General features: G+C 27.9%; 15 protein-coding genes. 4 read left to right on the top strand and 11 right to left on the bottom strand.

Annotated elements, in window-relative coordinates; translation table 11 throughout:
- Window positions 1–14: 14 nt before the first annotated feature.
- Window positions 15–824, top strand: a complete 810-nt coding sequence (locus ABIV_RS03855) for a DUF4197 domain-containing protein (protein ID WP_114838647.1) — start codon at window positions 15–17, stop codon at window positions 822–824.
- 22 nt (window positions 825–846) lie between these two features.
- Here ABIV_RS03855 and ABIV_RS03850 read toward each other — a convergent pair whose 3' ends face one another.
- Window positions 847–1,458 carry a hypothetical protein gene (locus ABIV_RS03850; RefSeq protein WP_114838646.1) on the bottom strand — a complete coding sequence of 204 codons (612 nt, stop codon included), beginning with the start codon at window positions 1,456–1,458 and terminating at the stop codon, window positions 847–849.
- Complete coding sequence (locus ABIV_RS03845) at window positions 1,445–2,008, bottom strand: hypothetical protein (protein WP_114838645.1); 564 nt, start codon at window positions 2,006–2,008, stop codon at window positions 1,445–1,447. The genes ABIV_RS03850 and ABIV_RS03845 overlap by 14 nt, the downstream gene beginning before the upstream one ends.
- Before the next feature lie 116 nt (window positions 2,009–2,124).
- On the opposite strand from ABIV_RS03845, the gene ABIV_RS03840 reads away from it, so the two are divergent.
- Window positions 2,125–2,973: a YitT family protein gene (locus ABIV_RS03840; protein WP_114838644.1), complete on the top strand. Its 849-nt coding sequence runs from the start codon at window positions 2,125–2,127 to the stop codon at window positions 2,971–2,973.
- On the opposite strand, the gene ABIV_RS03835 is transcribed toward ABIV_RS03840, so the two are convergent.
- The 7 genes from ABIV_RS03835 to ABIV_RS03805 form a co-directional block, all read right to left on the bottom strand.
- Complete coding sequence (locus ABIV_RS03835) at window positions 2,970–3,800, bottom strand: tetratricopeptide repeat protein (protein WP_114838643.1); 831 nt, start codon at window positions 3,798–3,800, stop codon at window positions 2,970–2,972. The two genes, ABIV_RS03840 and ABIV_RS03835, sit on opposite strands and share 4 nt — an antisense overlap.
- Window positions 3,801–3,811: 11 nt before the next feature.
- Complete coding sequence (locus tag ABIV_RS03830; RefSeq protein WP_114838642.1) at window positions 3,812–4,294, bottom strand: GNAT family N-acetyltransferase; 483 nt, start codon at window positions 4,292–4,294, stop codon at window positions 3,812–3,814.
- Between the two features lie 80 nt (window positions 4,295–4,374).
- Window positions 4,375–6,174 (bottom strand): TRAP transporter permease, encoded by a 1,800-nt coding sequence (locus ABIV_RS03825; protein WP_114838641.1) that lies wholly within the window; start codon window positions 6,172–6,174, stop codon window positions 4,375–4,377.
- A gap of 11 nt (window positions 6,175–6,185) precedes the next feature.
- Window positions 6,186–7,136 (bottom strand): TAXI family TRAP transporter solute-binding subunit, encoded by a 951-nt coding sequence (locus ABIV_RS03820; RefSeq protein WP_114838640.1) that lies wholly within the window; start codon window positions 7,134–7,136, stop codon window positions 6,186–6,188.
- A gap of 174 nt (window positions 7,137–7,310) precedes the next feature.
- Window positions 7,311–8,129: a LysR family transcriptional regulator gene (locus ABIV_RS03815; RefSeq protein ID WP_114838639.1), complete on the bottom strand. Its 819-nt coding sequence runs from the start codon at window positions 8,127–8,129 to the stop codon at window positions 7,311–7,313.
- A gap of 9 nt (window positions 8,130–8,138) precedes the next feature.
- A complete protein-coding gene (locus tag ABIV_RS03810; protein WP_114838638.1) occupies window positions 8,139–8,882 on the bottom strand; it encodes a sulfite exporter TauE/SafE family protein in 744 nt (247 codons plus the stop codon).
- Between the two features lie 99 nt (window positions 8,883–8,981).
- Window positions 8,982–9,602, bottom strand: coding sequence for an ATP-binding protein (locus ABIV_RS03805; protein WP_114838637.1), 621 nt, complete (start codon window positions 9,600–9,602; stop codon window positions 8,982–8,984).
- 216 nt (window positions 9,603–9,818) lie between these two features.
- Here ABIV_RS03805 and ABIV_RS03800 point away from each other — a divergent pair, with 216 nt between their 5' ends.
- Window positions 9,819–10,157: a DUF6172 family protein gene (locus tag ABIV_RS03800; RefSeq protein ID WP_114838636.1), complete on the top strand. Its 339-nt coding sequence runs from the start codon at window positions 9,819–9,821 to the stop codon at window positions 10,155–10,157.
- Window positions 10,158–10,164: 7 nt separating this feature from the next.
- Here ABIV_RS03800 and ABIV_RS03795 read toward each other — a convergent pair whose 3' ends face one another.
- Window positions 10,165–11,364, bottom strand: coding sequence for a tetratricopeptide repeat protein (locus ABIV_RS03795; protein ID WP_114838635.1), 1,200 nt, complete (start codon window positions 11,362–11,364; stop codon window positions 10,165–10,167).
- A 235-nt stretch (window positions 11,365–11,599) separates the two neighbouring features.
- Entirely contained in the window at window positions 11,600–13,513 is a 1,914-nt protein-coding gene (htpG, locus tag ABIV_RS03790) for a molecular chaperone HtpG (protein ID WP_114838634.1), read from the bottom strand.
- A gap of 453 nt (window positions 13,514–13,966) precedes the next feature.
- Between htpG and ciaB the strand changes: the two genes are divergently transcribed.
- Window positions 13,967–15,841, top strand: coding sequence for an invasion protein CiaB (gene ciaB / locus ABIV_RS03785; protein ID WP_228254332.1), 1,875 nt, complete (start codon window positions 13,967–13,969; stop codon window positions 15,839–15,841).
- The last annotated feature ends 62 nt before the right edge of the window (window positions 15,842–15,903 follow it).

Here is a 15,903-nt window from a genome sequence, read left to right as displayed (position 1 = left end):
AATAGGAAATTATTATGAATAAAAAAGCAATTATCTCATCTTTAGTTTTATGCTCTTCTTTATCTTTTGCCTTTGATTTTAATGCATTGACAAAAGATGTAGTTGATACACTTACAAAAGATAGCACAAAGAAAGAACAAACTGTTACAACAAGCTCTTTATCACAAGATACAGTATCTCAAGGTCTAAAAGAGGCTCTAAAGGTTGGGGTTGATTATGCTGTTAAAAATTTAGGGGCTGAAAATGGATATTTAAATAACTCACTTGTTAAAATTCCTTTACCTGAAAATTTACAAAAAGTTGAGGCAATTATTAGAAAATCAGGAGGAGATAAAATCGCTGATGATTTAATAAACTCTATGAATAGGGCAGCAACAAATGCAGCTCCAAAAACTGCTGAGATTTTTATGAATACCATTGAAAAAATGAGTTTAGAAGATGCTAAAAAAATCCTTGCAGGAGATGAACACTCAGCAACAAACTATTTTCAAGAAAATACAAATGATGCTTTAAAAAAGATGATTAAACCAATTGTTATAAAAACAATGGAGCAAAATAGTGTTTCTACTTATTATAATAGTTTTAACTCATATTATAAAGAGTATGGAAAAGCTTATGTGGATAATAGTTCAGTTATGAATTTTGCAAAAAGTTTTGGTGCAGATAAATATATTCCAAGTGCAAGTGATGAAAATCTTGAAGATTATGTAACAAATAAAGCCATTGATGGTCTTTTTAAAATGATTGCACAAAAAGAGGCTTCAATCAGAGAAAATCCTGTAGAACAAACTACTTCTTTACTAAAAAAAGTATTTGGAAACTAAAAGTTTTAAGTTCTTAAAGAACTTAAAGCTCTAGCTTCTCATATCTAAAATAGCTCTCAATAATATTTTTTCTAACTAAGCTACTTGTATAGTCACCTTCAAATCTTTTTTTATTTAAATATTTATTTTCATAACTTGGGTCTATTTTTTTTAGCATTTTAGTATAAAACTTCCCATCATAATCTAATAAGAAAATATTTGTATTTGTAGTAGAGTAATAAACTGCACTTAAATAACTCTCATCATTGATTTTATAAGTTTTAAAACTGTATGCTCCACTATTAATTTTTTCTACAACTTCAAAAGCTTTTAACTTCAAGTCAAAATTTACACTTGTCTCAAAAAAACTATCTGGAAGTCCTGACCATTTACAAGCACTATTTAAATCAATATATTCTAAAAATATTTTTCCATACTCTTTATTTATATCTTGAATAGTATATGAATCATCAACACAAGAGGAAAAAGAGTAGTAGTTTTGTCTTGGAGTAGAAAACTCTATTGAGATAAAAGGACTTTTATCCTTTACAAAAGTTAGCTTTTGTGTACTATTTGAATAAGAAGTTATACTATAACAACCATAAAAAAATATTGTTGTTAACAATAAAAGAAATAAATGTTTAATTACTCGCATTGAAAAATCCTTTTAAACAATTCTCTTTTACTAAAGAGATATTAAAATTAACATGACCTTTCTCTTCCTCTTCAAATCTATATTTATAATCTAGTTCAAATTCAGCAAGCAGTTTTTTATATAAATCACCTTTCATATCAATTATAAATACATCAGTATTTACAGCCCAAATATAAATTATATGAAGAATAAAAACATCATCAACTTTTTTTACTTTAAAAGTATAATTTGAAACCTCTTCTTTTTCTAAAGTTTCAAACTCTTTTATTTGTAACTTCTCTTTAAAGAAGTCTTCATACATACTTAAAGCTTGTCCATTCCAAGCTGTATTTGTATCAGTTTTTACATATTCTAAAAATATTTCATCATTATTTATTGTATAAGCATCAACTACAAAAGGATCATGTCTAGTTTTCATATCATAATCTTTTAGCTCATATTCAAAATACTCTTCTGTATCCGTTTTAAAGGCTATTGCATTGTTTTCAAACTTATAAATTGGCATTGAGGCATGAGCGATTGCTCTAATGATTTTTTGAAAAATTCCCATATATAAAACCTAGTTATTTAATTATTACTACTTTATCATAAATAGCCCTCTTTTTCAATACCTTATGAATTCTTTTAATTAATTTGATATAATCCAAAAAAATAAGAAAGGAACATATGTCAACAATTTTTAATAAAAATGAATTGAAAAATATTTTTTATATCCTTCTTGGTACTATTTGTATCTCTATTTCTGTTGTACTATTTTTTATTCCTCACAACTTTACTACGGGTGGAACACCAGGAGCTGCAATTTTATTACATAAGCTAAGTGATTTTTCTGTGGGAACAATGGTTATTGCAATAAATATACCTCTTTTAATTTGGGGAATGAAATATTTTGGAAAGTTATTTGCCCTAAAAACAGTTATCACTGTAGCACTAATCTCTATATTTATTGATTTGTTTTCATATACACTAAACTTTGATTTACTTATTTCAAATATTCTTGTTGCTGCTATCTTTGGTGGAGTAATTATTGGTTTTGGTGTAGGTTTTATAATCAAAGGAAACTCTAGTGCAGGTGGTTCAACTATTATTGCAAAAATCATAGCTTCAAATTCTCATATTAAACCTGCTCAAGTAATTCTTATTAGTGATATTATTATTGTAGTAAGCTCTATTTATGTATTTAAAGATTTTGAAAAAGCTGTTTTAAGTATTATGAGTATTTACGCAACTGCAAAGGCTATTGATATTGTATTAACTGGTACTTTAACTACAAAGGTTATTCATATTACAACTTCAAAACCACAAGAGTTAGGAGCGCAGATCACTAAAAGACTTGGACATGAGGGTACACTTATTCAAGGAGATGCTCTAAATAAACAAGATGATAAAACTCTTATTTTTATGGTTATTGATGTGAAAAAACTGGGAGAGTTAAGAGAGATTATTGAACAAACAGACAAAGATGCTTTCATGATTGTAATGGAAGCATCTGAGATGTTAGGACGAGGTCATTAAAAACAGTTTTTGTTAAATTTGTCCTTATCTTTTAGAACTTCTGCTGAAGATACAATGTTCATGATGAATTCATCATGAACATTTGAAAACTTCTCAATAATCTCATCACAAATAGTTTTCAACTTCTCTTCTTCTTGAAGTTCTGCTAAGATAGCTGCTTTATTATGATAAGAAATTGCAACTTGTCTTACAAATTGTTGATAGCTTTTAATTACCTCATCAAAAAGTTCAATAGCTTTATCAAACTCATAAAGCTCTTTGTGTTTATTTGCTTTATTTACTAAAGCTTTTGCTACAAACTCTAAAAAATATTCCTCTTCAAAGTTTTTAAAAGTAGCAATTAAATCTTCATAAGCTTCAATTGACTCTTTATCTTTTTCTTCTTTTCCTAATAAAAAAGCTAGATTATATTTTGCTTGAACAATATCTTCTAATATCTTTTTATTTTTTGTCTCTTTGAAGTTTTGAAGAAACTCTTTATAAACTTCTAAAGAGTCTCTTTCCCCTTTTAATTCTTGAATACAAACCGCTTTATTCATATAAGCTTTTGAAAAAATAAGCTCACTATCAGAAGAGATATTTGAGATAAATTTTGAAAGAAGTTCATTATAAAGCTCTAACTCTTTTTTATACTCTTTTTTGTTTGCATAGATTAATGCTTTGTTATATAAAGTATAAGGAAGATACTCTTTAATTCTCTCTTCTTTTGTATCCAAATACTCTTCAAAAATTTTTGCATAAAGATTTAATGCTTCTTCAAACTTTTTCTCTTTTGTTAAAGTTGAAGCTTCACTCATTTGTGAATAAAAAAGATCTAACTCTTCCATCTTTACTTCTTTTAACTATTAGCAAAATTTGCTAAAGTATCACCTTCTAATCTATAACCAATCCACTCTTCTTGTGATGCTGCACCAATAGATTCATAAAATTCTCTTGAAGGAGTATTCCAATCTATACAAGACCATTCTACTCTTCCACAACCTTCTTCATAAGCTTTTTTTACAAGATGCTTTAAGATAGCTTTTCCAGCTCCAACACCTCTTTTATCTTTAGATACATATAAATCTTCTAAATAAATACCATTTTTTCCAAGCCAAGTTGAATAGTTATAAAAATAAACTGCAAAACCAATTGCAACTCCATCTTCTTCACAAATAAAAGCATTAACAGTTGAGTTTTCACCAAAAATAGTTTTTTTAATTTGCTCCACATTAGTTTTTACTTCATGTTCAGCTTTTTCATAAATAGCAAGTTCTGTAATAAAATTTAAAATAGTTTGAGAATCTTCAACTACTGCATCTCTAATTATAATATTTGACATAAATTTCCTTCATATTTTTAATGAAAGAAATATAACATTCTATGCTTAAATTATTATAAATAAGCTACTAAAAAAGTAGCTTATTGAAAAGGAATAAATACTATTATTAAAGCCAAAATAGCAAATATTATTCTTATAGAAGTTTTTTGTTTATCATTTACCAAAGCATTAGATAATAACCAAAGTCCTAACGCAATCTTTACAAAAGATAAAAGAGCAAAAGAGAAGTGAGTATCTGGTTTTATTAAAAAAGGATTTACTATAAAAGCTAAAGGAACGATATATAAACCAACTCCTAATTTCATAGCTTTTGAGGCAACTTTCAACCAGTTTGTTTGTGCAATACCAGAAGCAATAAATACTGTTCCACAAACAGGAGGTGTAATAGTTGATAAAAGAGCAAACCAAAAAATAAATAGATGTGCTTGAATTGCACTTAAACCATACTCTTCTAAAATAGGTCCAGCAATTGAGACACAGATGATATATGCTGCTGTTGTAGGAACTTCCATACCTAAAACTAAACAAGCAATAGCAGTAAGAAGTAAAGCTGCAAAAAGTTCCCCATTTGATAAAAATAGTATTGCTGAAGTTATTTTAACACCAACTCCAGTTACATTTAAAACTCCAATAATAATACCTGCACAAATAATAACAGAAGCAATTGTTGCAATCTGTCTTGAAGCAGTAATACAGCCATCTAAAAATTTAAAAAGAAACTCTTTAAATGATATCTTCCAATCTCTATTTACTAGAAGTAAAAAAACTGAAGCAAAAATTGCTAAAGCTGCTGAGAATTGAGGTGTTTTTCCCATAATTAAAAGAGCATATAAAAGTATCCCAAAAGGAATAGCAAAAAAAGGACTAAGTCTAAGTACAATATTTAGTTTTGGAATATCTTCATCACTCATTGCTATTAAGTTATATTTTTTTGCAAAAACATCAATACCAATCCAAACCGTAAAGAAAAATAAAATAGCTGGGAAAATGGCTGCAGCCATAATTGCAGAGTATTGAACCCCTAATAACTCAGCCATAATAAAAGCCCCTGCTCCCATAAGTGGAGGCATAATTTGTCCACCAGTACTAGCGACTGCTTCTGTTGCTCCTGCTAAACTTGAAGGGTATTTTAGTTTTTTCATTGTAGGAATTGTAAAAGCTCCTGTTGAAGCAACATTTGCAGAAGCAGAACCAGAAATAGAGCCAAAAAAAGCAGAGGCTAAAACAGATACTTTAGCTGCTCCTCCTCTTAATCTTCCAGCAATTTTAGTAGATAGTGACATAAAAGCATTTCCACCCTCTCCCACACCTACAAAAGCTCCTAAAATAACAAATACGGCTACGACATTTACAGAAACCCCTGTTAAACTTCCATAAATTCCACCCTCTGAAATAACAAGTGTTCCTAAAAAACTCTCTAAAGGTACTTCATTATGTCCAAAGTCTCCGGGAATATAGTGTCCTAAAAGACCATAAGCAAGGGCAATTGCTGCTGTTAGAGGTAGTGCTAATTTTACTGCACGCCTTGCCATTTCTAAAACTGCAAGAAGTAAACTAATAGCTACAAAATATTGTAAAGGTCCTTCTAAAGAGCCATATTGTTCTTCTAAAAGGGAATAGTTTGTGACTATAAAATAAGAAGAAAACATAGCACAAACTAATAAGATATATCCAATATACTTAGTAAGCTTTGATATATTTTCATCAAGTGTTAATAAAAAAACCCAAGGTAAAACTAAAGCTAAATGAATAGGTCTACTTACTAAATTTGGCATAAGACCAGTAAAAATTAAATAGATATGAAAACCAACGGTAAACAATGCTAAGGTAGCTACTATCACATATTTAGGTGATAGTAACTTATTTTGTATTTCACTCATAGATTAAACTCTTATTTTAATCTCTCAGGAATAGTTGCATTAACTTCGTTGTAGTATTTTAAGGCACCTTTATGAAGCTTTGTATTAAACATCTCTAAGTTTTCAAACTGAATAGCTTTCCACCAAGAGTTTTGTTTTTCTAAAGCTGGTTTTGATTCCCAAAATGCTTTTGTAAGTTTGTATGCTGTCTCTTCACTCATTTTTGTAGTTGTATAAACACCAACAGGTAAAGTAGTAGTTGAAGTATCTTCTTCAACACCTGAATATGTTCCAGCAGGAATAACTATCTTATCTCTTTTTGTAAGTGCAATTTGTTCATCACTCATAGAAAGAAGTTTGATTTTTGTACTTGCTCCTGCTTCAATAACATTTGGTGCAGGATAAGAACTAGAAGTTGCAAAACCATCTATTTGACCATTTTTAAGTGCAGATACTGCACCAGATAATTCAGCTCCAATAAGCTTCACATCATCTTGTAAACCAAATAGTTCAATATATTTTTTAGCTTCTCTTGCCCCATAACTTCCTTTACCAATAAGTAAAGATTTCCCTTTTAAATCCTCAAAACTCTTTATTCCTGAATCAGCTTTTACAACCATATGCATAGTTAAATATGGAATAGGAAAAAGAGCTCTTGCTTTTTCATAATCAGCAGGGTTATCATTTTTAAACATAGCCTCTTTTGATTTAGCTAGTTTAAGTAAAACTGGTGGTGTTGTAAAAACATAATTTCCACTTCTTTTTCTTAGCTCTTTTACATTTTGTACAGAACCTTGACTCTCTTCTATAGTAAGACTTAATTCTTTATTTGTAATTTTACTAACATTTTCTCCAATTTGTACTGCCATTTGATAATAAGAAGTTGAAGATTTTGCTGCTTTTAAAGTTAATCTTTCGCTTGCATTTGCATTTATTGCTACAGCACATATAGCTGCAATTGATAGTAGTTTTGTTAATTTCATGTTTTCTCCCTAGCATAAAATGTCAAAGATTATAACAAGAAAATTTTAAACTAGCTTGGAATTTCCTATTTTCAGGAAGTAAAAGTTACATTTTGTCAATAAAGTTGTATATTTATTATATGAAAATTATTTTGACTATTTTGACGCGATTATACAAATAATTTTTACATTATTTTATAAACTCATTTTCTTTAAATATTCATGGATTATAGGAATATAATCTTTTCTACAAATCAAATGAGTATCAAGATAATTTTCTATTTCAGTTGTTTTAACTTTATTTGTATATCCAAATTTTTCAATAATTTTAGGAGATAATAAACCTATTCCGAAACCTGCTTTTATACAACCTAAGATTAATTCAAAGTTTTCTAGCTCAACTGTTTTGTAGCTTTCATCTCTTGTATTTTTAATATAAGTTTCTAAAGTAGCACAGTTTGCACATGATTTTTTAAATACAAAACAAGTCTTTTGAGGCTCTTTAGTCAAAGGCTCTACTAAAACCATCTTCTCTTCAAAGATATTTAAAATCTCTAAATCTTTATGATGAGGATTTCCATTTACAAAAGCTATATCTAGTTTATAGTCTAAGAGTTTATCTATCAAATTTAGACTACTATCAACTGTAAATTCTAATTTCATCTGCTTAAAGTCACTATTTAATTTTTCTAAAAAAGGCATCAAGCTACTTGTAGTAAAAGTTTGAGTTGCACCTATTTTAAGTACTTCTTGGTAGTCTAAGTTTCTCATTTGAACCTTAGCTTCTTCAACTTTTTTTATAATCTCAATAGCAAAAGGGAAAAGTTTTTCCCCTTCATTTGTAAGAATAACACCCCTGTTTGTTCTATGAAACAAAGAGTAACCTACATTTTTTTCTAACTGTTTAATTCTAAGAGTTACATTTGATTGAGTAAACTCTAACTCTTTTGCAGCTTGAGAAATAGAGTTTGTATTTGCAACTGCTATAAAAACTTTTAATAAATTTGAATCCATTTTGTACCTTTAAAACTCAACTGTTTGAAAAACTAAAACCCAAGCAATAATAAATAGTAAAACTTTTAATATCTTTGCATAAAATTTTGCATCTATTTTTTTCTTTATTTTAATACCAAAATAAAGTCCAATAGCGACTATAAACATACTTGCAAATGATATTTGTACTGCTTGTGAACTAAACTCTCCAAAATAAACAAAAGTAGCAACTTGCCCTACTTTTGTAAAAAGAAAACATAAATTTGATAGTTGAATTGTATCTTTTTTTGAATACTTTAACTCTAAAGTATACATGATAGTAAGAGGTGCAACAACATTTGTAAGCCCTGATACAACTCCTCCTACAAGTCCCAATCCATAAGTTGAAGACTTAGGATAATCTGCTATAAAACTAGCTCGCAAGTTTACTAATGACTGGAAAAGATAAAAGAAAATTATAAATGCAAGTATAAGTTTAAAATACTCAGAGTTGTAGTAAACCAAGATATATGTTCCAATTACACTTCCTATAACCATAAGCAAAATAATAAGCCAAAACTTCCGTAAAGCTTCAAAAAACTTACCCTCGCTTAGAATGCTTACAAGATTTACTATCATTGTAGGGATTATTATGTATGTGATTGTTGTTTGAATATCTGTAAAAAGTGCAACTACTGGAGTTGAGATAAGACCAAGACCAAAACCTATACTTCCATGTATAAATGAAGAGATAAGAATAACAAGTGTAAAAACGATTAAAAAATCTGTTTCCATATGACTACCTTTAATATTACATATAACTATGAGTAATACCAAATAGTATTACTAAGTATTATATCTGAGTTTTATAAAGGTAGCCTAAAATATTATTTGTTAGTTAATTTTTTCTACTTTCTCTTGAAAGTTTTCATCATAATAACTTAAGAACAAATCAAAAGAAATAGACTCTTTTAAGTCATTTAGATATGAGATTAAGTTCTCTTTATTTGTAAACTCTTTTGCAAACTCATCTTTTAACTTGATATAAATAACAGTTCCTGAATAATCTTCATTTATACAAGGAGCAATATCAAAACTATTCAGGTCTGAGATAAATTTGTGTGCTGTATCTTCTTTGTGTTTTTTTGAGATAATACTTATTTTTTGTGCTAAAGCAAAAATAAAATATAAACCAAGCTCTTTTTCAAGTAAAGAGTTATCACTAAGTACTTTTTCTACTTTTTTATATGAGCTTTCATTTACAAAAGAGTTTAACTCCTCTTTACTCATACCAATACCATTGTCAACAATAGTTATAGAACTATCGCTTGGCTCAAAATATACTTCCATCATAGCTTCAAAGTCTACTTCTTTGTCTTCACAGTTTTGTTTTATTTGTAAAGCATTGTTTGCATTTAAAAGTAACTCTTTTAAAAATAGTTTTGCTTCAAAACCCTTTTTTTCTAATAAAGCTAAATACTCTTTTATTTGTTCTTTGTTTTTATAATCATTCATTTTATACTCCAAAATTAAAATGTAATATTAACCAAACTTATTTTTTAAATAATTATTTATATAAGGTAAAATTATTTGAAAGAATATTTTAAACCTAAAATGTCATAATTATATTTAGAGTTTATATCTACTTAATTTCCAAATCTTCTTCCAAAAATATTTCTATCTTCTAAAAACTTAGATACAATTGCAAAAACATAAAATCAAAGGTAAATATTGAAAAAGACTTTTAAACTAAAGCAAGAAAACAAACACCCTGATAGAGTTGTAGATTCTATTAAATATGAAGTAAGAAAATATATCAAAAGAGAAAAAAGAAAAACACTACCAGAAGATAAAGATTTTTGGTTTTTCGATTGTAAATTTGCAATAGGTGATGATGAACCTAAAGTAATAGAGTTTGCAGATATCACAAAATCTATTGATGAAGCAGCTAAATCTGAAGCTGAAACTTTTTACTTAGAGATACTTGCAAGAGCAGAAAAAAGACCTGAGAAAGAAGAAGAGGAAACTTTAGAAGTTGAATCAGAAGATGAGGATACTTTAGAAAACTAATCTAAGATTAGTTTTCCTCTACACTTTCATTGTGCTTTTCAAAGATATCTATATATCTTAAAAGCCTCTCTTTAACTACTTCATCTTCATATTTATTTATCCAGTTTTTTAATTCATCAAAAAACCAGTTTGTAAATTTTGTATCACTAAACTCTCTTTTCCATTTTTTGATTTCTATATCTTGATTCATTTTTTTTGCATTCTCAATTATTCTTAACATTGAATACTTCATTAAGTTTTCTTTTCTCTCTTTTGATAAGTAATGAAAAAGAGATAAATCATCTTCATTATTTTCATTATTCTCAATTAAGTTCATTTCTATTTTATTAATCAATGCATCAAGAACTTTTTCCTTAATAACTGCTCCTTCATCATTTTTAAATTTATTTATTACTTCATTATATATAACAATTGCATCATTATTTCTCTCCAATTGCCCAAGAATAAAACCCTTTCTAACTAATGCAGTTACTAATTCTGAATTATTTTTAGATTTACTAATTGCATTATCAATAGCTTCTAATGCATCTTCATATCTTTCTTTATAGTAATAATCCAGAAACTTTGAATTCCAATCATTATAAGTATATTTTTCTTTTTCTTTATGTTCTAATAACTTATTAACTTTATTAAAGATTTCTGTTTCTGTTTGTTTTTGATTTTCGTTTAGCTTTTTATCAAGGTTTAACTCTTTTAATTGATCTTGATAAAACATTAATGCCTTATCTTCTATATTTCTTAATAAATCATTTCCTTCTTTATGTATTGGCTCAAGAATTTTATCTTTGTTTTTATTTATCCACTCATCTACTTTTTCAAGATGCTTTTTATTTGATACATAAAAAAATGTTCCTGTAAACAATAAAAGAATAACAGTTATTAAAATGCCAACTACTGTTACACTTATTGACAACTTATCTACGTGAGAATTTATATCTGCTATTCTATTATTCTGATAATTTATTTCTCTTTCTAAATCTTCTTTATTCACATATTCTTTTAATTCTTTCTCTAACTCTTTTATCTCATTCTCTTTTTGGATTATCTGTCCCATGATAAGAGTGATTTTTTCATCATTTATTTTTTGAGCATAATCGTGTGAAGTTTTTAGTTCAAATATTTGTTGATTTATTTTTTCATTTGAAGCTTCTAAAAAAGAGACGAAAATCAGAGATAAGAATATAGTAAAGAAAAAGTTTTTAAACATAATAAATAATCCTATTAAAAATTTGAATCATATTTTATTATTATATTTCTATGTTAGTGATTAATTTTTGTATAGTTTTAAAATTAGATTTTGATTTGTTTTATAATTCTTATATAGAATAATGAGTTTGGTTTAGATTCTAGAAGAAGGGGTTCTATTTCGAAGGAGTTTACAAGGAGTAAATGACTGAGAGATAGGTTCTCTTCGACGACGAAGATGAACCTAAATCATTATTCTATAATGCTTTTGCAGTAATTCTAGAAAGTCTCTGTGCAAAAGAAACCGCATCAGTAATTTCCATACCTTCAGACAGTTTCGCTTGGTCTAACAGTACCCATGATACATCTTCAATCATCTTATCATCAGCACAACCATTTAGCTTCTTAACAATCTCATGGTCAGGATTGATTTCTAAGATTGGAGCAGAGTCTGGCATCTCTTGTCCCATTGCTCTCATCATTTGCATCATTTGAGCCATTTGTGCGTCACCTGCATCTTTTACAACACAAGATGGAGATTCAGAAAGTCTATTTGTAACTTTTACATCTTTTACTGCCTCACCTAAAATATCTTTGATTTTTTTCGTAATAGATTCAAATTTTTCTTCAACTTCTTTTTTCTCTTCTTCTGTTTGCTCTACTTTTGGAGCTTCACAAGAAGTAATATCTTTAAATTCCCACTCTTTATAAGCTCCATACATTGGAGTTACAATTTCATCAATTTCTTTATCATCTAAGATAAGAACTTCAATCTCATTTTTCTTATAACTTTCTAATAATGGAGAATTTCTTAATACTTTCTCATTTTCACCAATAATATAATAAATAGCTTTTTGCTCTGAATCTGCATTTTCAATATACTTCTCTAAAGAAGTCATTTCATCATTTTCAGTTTTACTAGATTTGAATCTAATAAGCTCTAAGATTTTATCTTTATTTGTAAAATCTTGATAAGCTCCCTCTTTAAGTGGTCTATTGTATTGAGCAATAAACTCTTTATATTTCTCTTCATCTTTAGAAAGTTTTTTGATTTCTGATAAAATTTTCTTTACAGAAGATTGTTTGATATTTGCTAAGATTCTATTTTCTTGTAAGATTTCTCTTGAAACATTTAGTGGTAAATCTTCAGAATCGATAATACCTCTTACAAATCTTAAATAAGTTGGTAATAACTCTTTGTCATTATCTGTAATAAATACTCTTTTTACATAAAGTTTTACACCTGGTTGATAATCTGCTCTGTACATATCCATTGGTGCAGTTTTAGGAATATAGAATAATGTTGTATATTCACTTACACCCTCTGCTTTTGTATGAATTACAGCTAATGGGTCTTGTGAGTCATGAGAGATTGATTTATAAAAATCATTATACTCTTCATCTTTTACTTTTGATTTTGGTTGAGTCCATAAAGCTGTTGCTTCATTTATTTTCTCATGTCTTCTTTCAGTTGTTTTTTTAGGTTCTTTACCCTCTTTTTTCTCTTCTTCTGAAAGCTCTTCTGTCACTTCTTCTGAATAATTTAAGTAAATTGGGTAAGCAATATGATTAGAGTATTTACCAATAATATTTTTAATTCTATATTGACTAGCAAACTCTTCTACTTCTTCATCTTTTAGTTTGATATAGATAACTGTTCCATTTGTCTCTTTTGTTACAGGAATAATTTCAAACTCTCCTGTTCCATCTGAAGACCATTTATAAGCTTGTTCTTCTCCAGCTTTTTTAGAGATAACATCTACTTTATCAGCTACCATATATACAGAATAAAAACCTACTCCAAATTGTCCAATTAGGTTTGAATCTTTTTTTGCATCTCCTGTTAAAGCTTCAACAAAAGATTTTGTACCTGATTTTGCAATAGTACCAATAGAAGCGATTAAATCTGCTTCATTCATACCAATACCATTATCAACAATTGTTAAAGACTTATCAGTCTCATCAAAAGCAATATTGATTTCACCAGTCCAATTTTCTGGTAATTTTGCTTTCATGTTATCATCAGTTAATTTTAAATAGTTTAATTTATCGATTGCATCACTTGCATTTGATACAAGTTCTCTAATAAAAATCTCTTTATTTGAATATAAAGAGTGAGTCATTAAATGTAGTAGTTGACCTACTTCAGTTTGAAATTGATGTTTTGCCATAAATTTCTCCTATATTTTTTAATTTTTTATAGAAGAATTTTATCACAACTTTATAAAAGGAAGCTAAAGTTTAAATAAAAATTAGCACTTTTTTATTTTGAGTGCTAATCAAAATTTAAATTGATATTAATCATTGACTTATTTGAAATCTTATACTAAAGTACATAAACAATTAAGGATTTCTATGTTTTTTAATTTATTCAAGAAAAAAGAGTGGAAAAACGAAAAAAGACCTGTTTTTGTCTGCAAACACTGCAAACTTACTTGTAAAACATGTGATACTATGTACTGTTTTACTTGTTATATGAATAAAGCAAATCCCTGTCCTAGATGTGGCAAAAAAAATTCTGATGATTAGAACAACTAATTAAAACTTAACTAACTTATTTCATATATCTTATAAAATTTTTTTTATGTTAGAATACCTTTTTTAAAAAATAAAAAGGTTTTATAATGAATGATAAATTTTTAAATGATTTAGCAGAAGTTTACGAATATTTAGACTTACAAAAAAACAATATAAACAAATTAATAACATATTTAGAAGATGAGCAATTAGACAAACTTACTATTATAGAAGAGTTTGCACAAAAACTTGGTTTAGAATTAGATTCTAATCTAAGACTAGCTCTTGTTACAAGACTTGTAAATTTAAGAGATGACTCTTTAGTTCAAGTTCTAAAAAAACTTGGGAAAAAAGAGGATGAAGTGATTGCTTTACAAGAGAAAGCATATTGTTTTGTAAGAGATTATTGGCATGAGAAACATAAAAATACAGTTGAGTATATTAAACACAATAATCTTTTAACTCCTTTTTATCAAGCTATTTTTGAGGGAGTTTATAAAGTAGGTCTTAAAATGTCTTCTTGGCAAAGTTCTTGGACTGCACATATTATAAACGGAATAAATAAAGAGCTTTTAAATATGTTTGAAGGGGATGAAAAAAAGGTTTTTGAATATTTAAAAAAGCATAAACTTTTTGATTTAGGACACAATAATATTGAAGCTGATAGGTCTTACTCTGCACTTATAAAAGAGAAAGGTGAATATAAATCAAAAGCTTATATTGAAAGCTTCAAAGAGCAAACTACAGCTGTGATTGATGAGCTAGAAGAGTTTGAAGAAAAACTTATAGAGTTAGAAGATGATATTTATAATCAAAAGTGGGATTATATTTTATATATTCAAGCACTTATAAAAGCATTTTCAGAGAATAAAACTCACTTACTGGTTGAAAGATGGGCGGATGTTGATAGAGCTTGGATGAAGATAAAGGCACCAGTTCAAATTGGACACCCTTTAGAATATTATGAAGACCATTTTAGAAAAGCAGTTGCTTTAGAGTGGGATATTAGACTTACAAATCCACACTTTGCACAAAATGACCACCGTGTAAATAAAATCAAAGCTGCTTTTGCAAAGATATTTGATAAGTTTGAGAAATCAGCAAAATATCAAAATACTTATGATTTCTCACTAAAATCACTTGATAAAGTACAACTATATATTGGACGACCTGCTCTATTTTTTGGAGCTGAATTCAATGGACTTTTTTCAGCACAAGTTGTACCAAATGATGAAATAGTATCAAAAGAGGAAGGTAAAAAAATATTTGCTTTTTCAGATGAGATACTACAAACATCAAGAGCAAAACCTTTTTTAAAGTTAAGTAGAGAAATCTTTGGACAAGAGTTACTTCAAAAAGATAGAGAGTTTTTATTTAATGAGACTGATAAATGGCACCAAGTATATGATATAAGTACTATTGGACATGAGTATGGACATATTTTATGGTGTGATGATGAAACAGAAACTGTGATGAATGAAACAGGTAACTTCAAAAATATAGAAGAGTTCAAAGCTACTACAGGTGGACTTATCTCATTTTTCTTAGATAGTGAAGATGATGAGAAAGATTTAGAAGAGCATGTTTTAATAGATTTAGTAAAAAGATCTGTAGGACTTATAGGATGGATGGAAGTAGATGAAGTTCAACCATATTATTGTGAAGGTTTAATTCATTTAACTGGTCTATTTGAAGTAAATATTTTAGATTTTGAAAATGAAAAACTAAGTATTGATTTAAGCAGTTCTAAAATAGAAGAGTTAAAACAGTGGTATGTGAAAACATATAGCGACTTAGCACAACACTATTTAGATAAAAAAGATGCAACTTTATTCCTAGAAAAGTTTGCTAAAAAAGAAGATAAATACTTTATGCCTCTTGATTCAAAGATTAAATCTTTTGTAGAGTTCTATTTCAACAGATACAAAGAGATAGGTCAAGAACTAGATAAAGAAGATAAAAAATCTAATTATATTAAATAGGGTTGAATTCCCCTATTTAATTTTTAAACTTTCTAAAACTTATAAATAAAATTTTGTATATT

Source organism: Halarcobacter bivalviorum (genome assembly GCF_003346815.1).
Taxonomy (GTDB): Bacteria; Campylobacterota; Campylobacteria; order Campylobacterales; family Arcobacteraceae; genus Halarcobacter; species Halarcobacter bivalviorum.
This window is presented reverse-complemented; position numbering and strand designations above follow the sequence as displayed.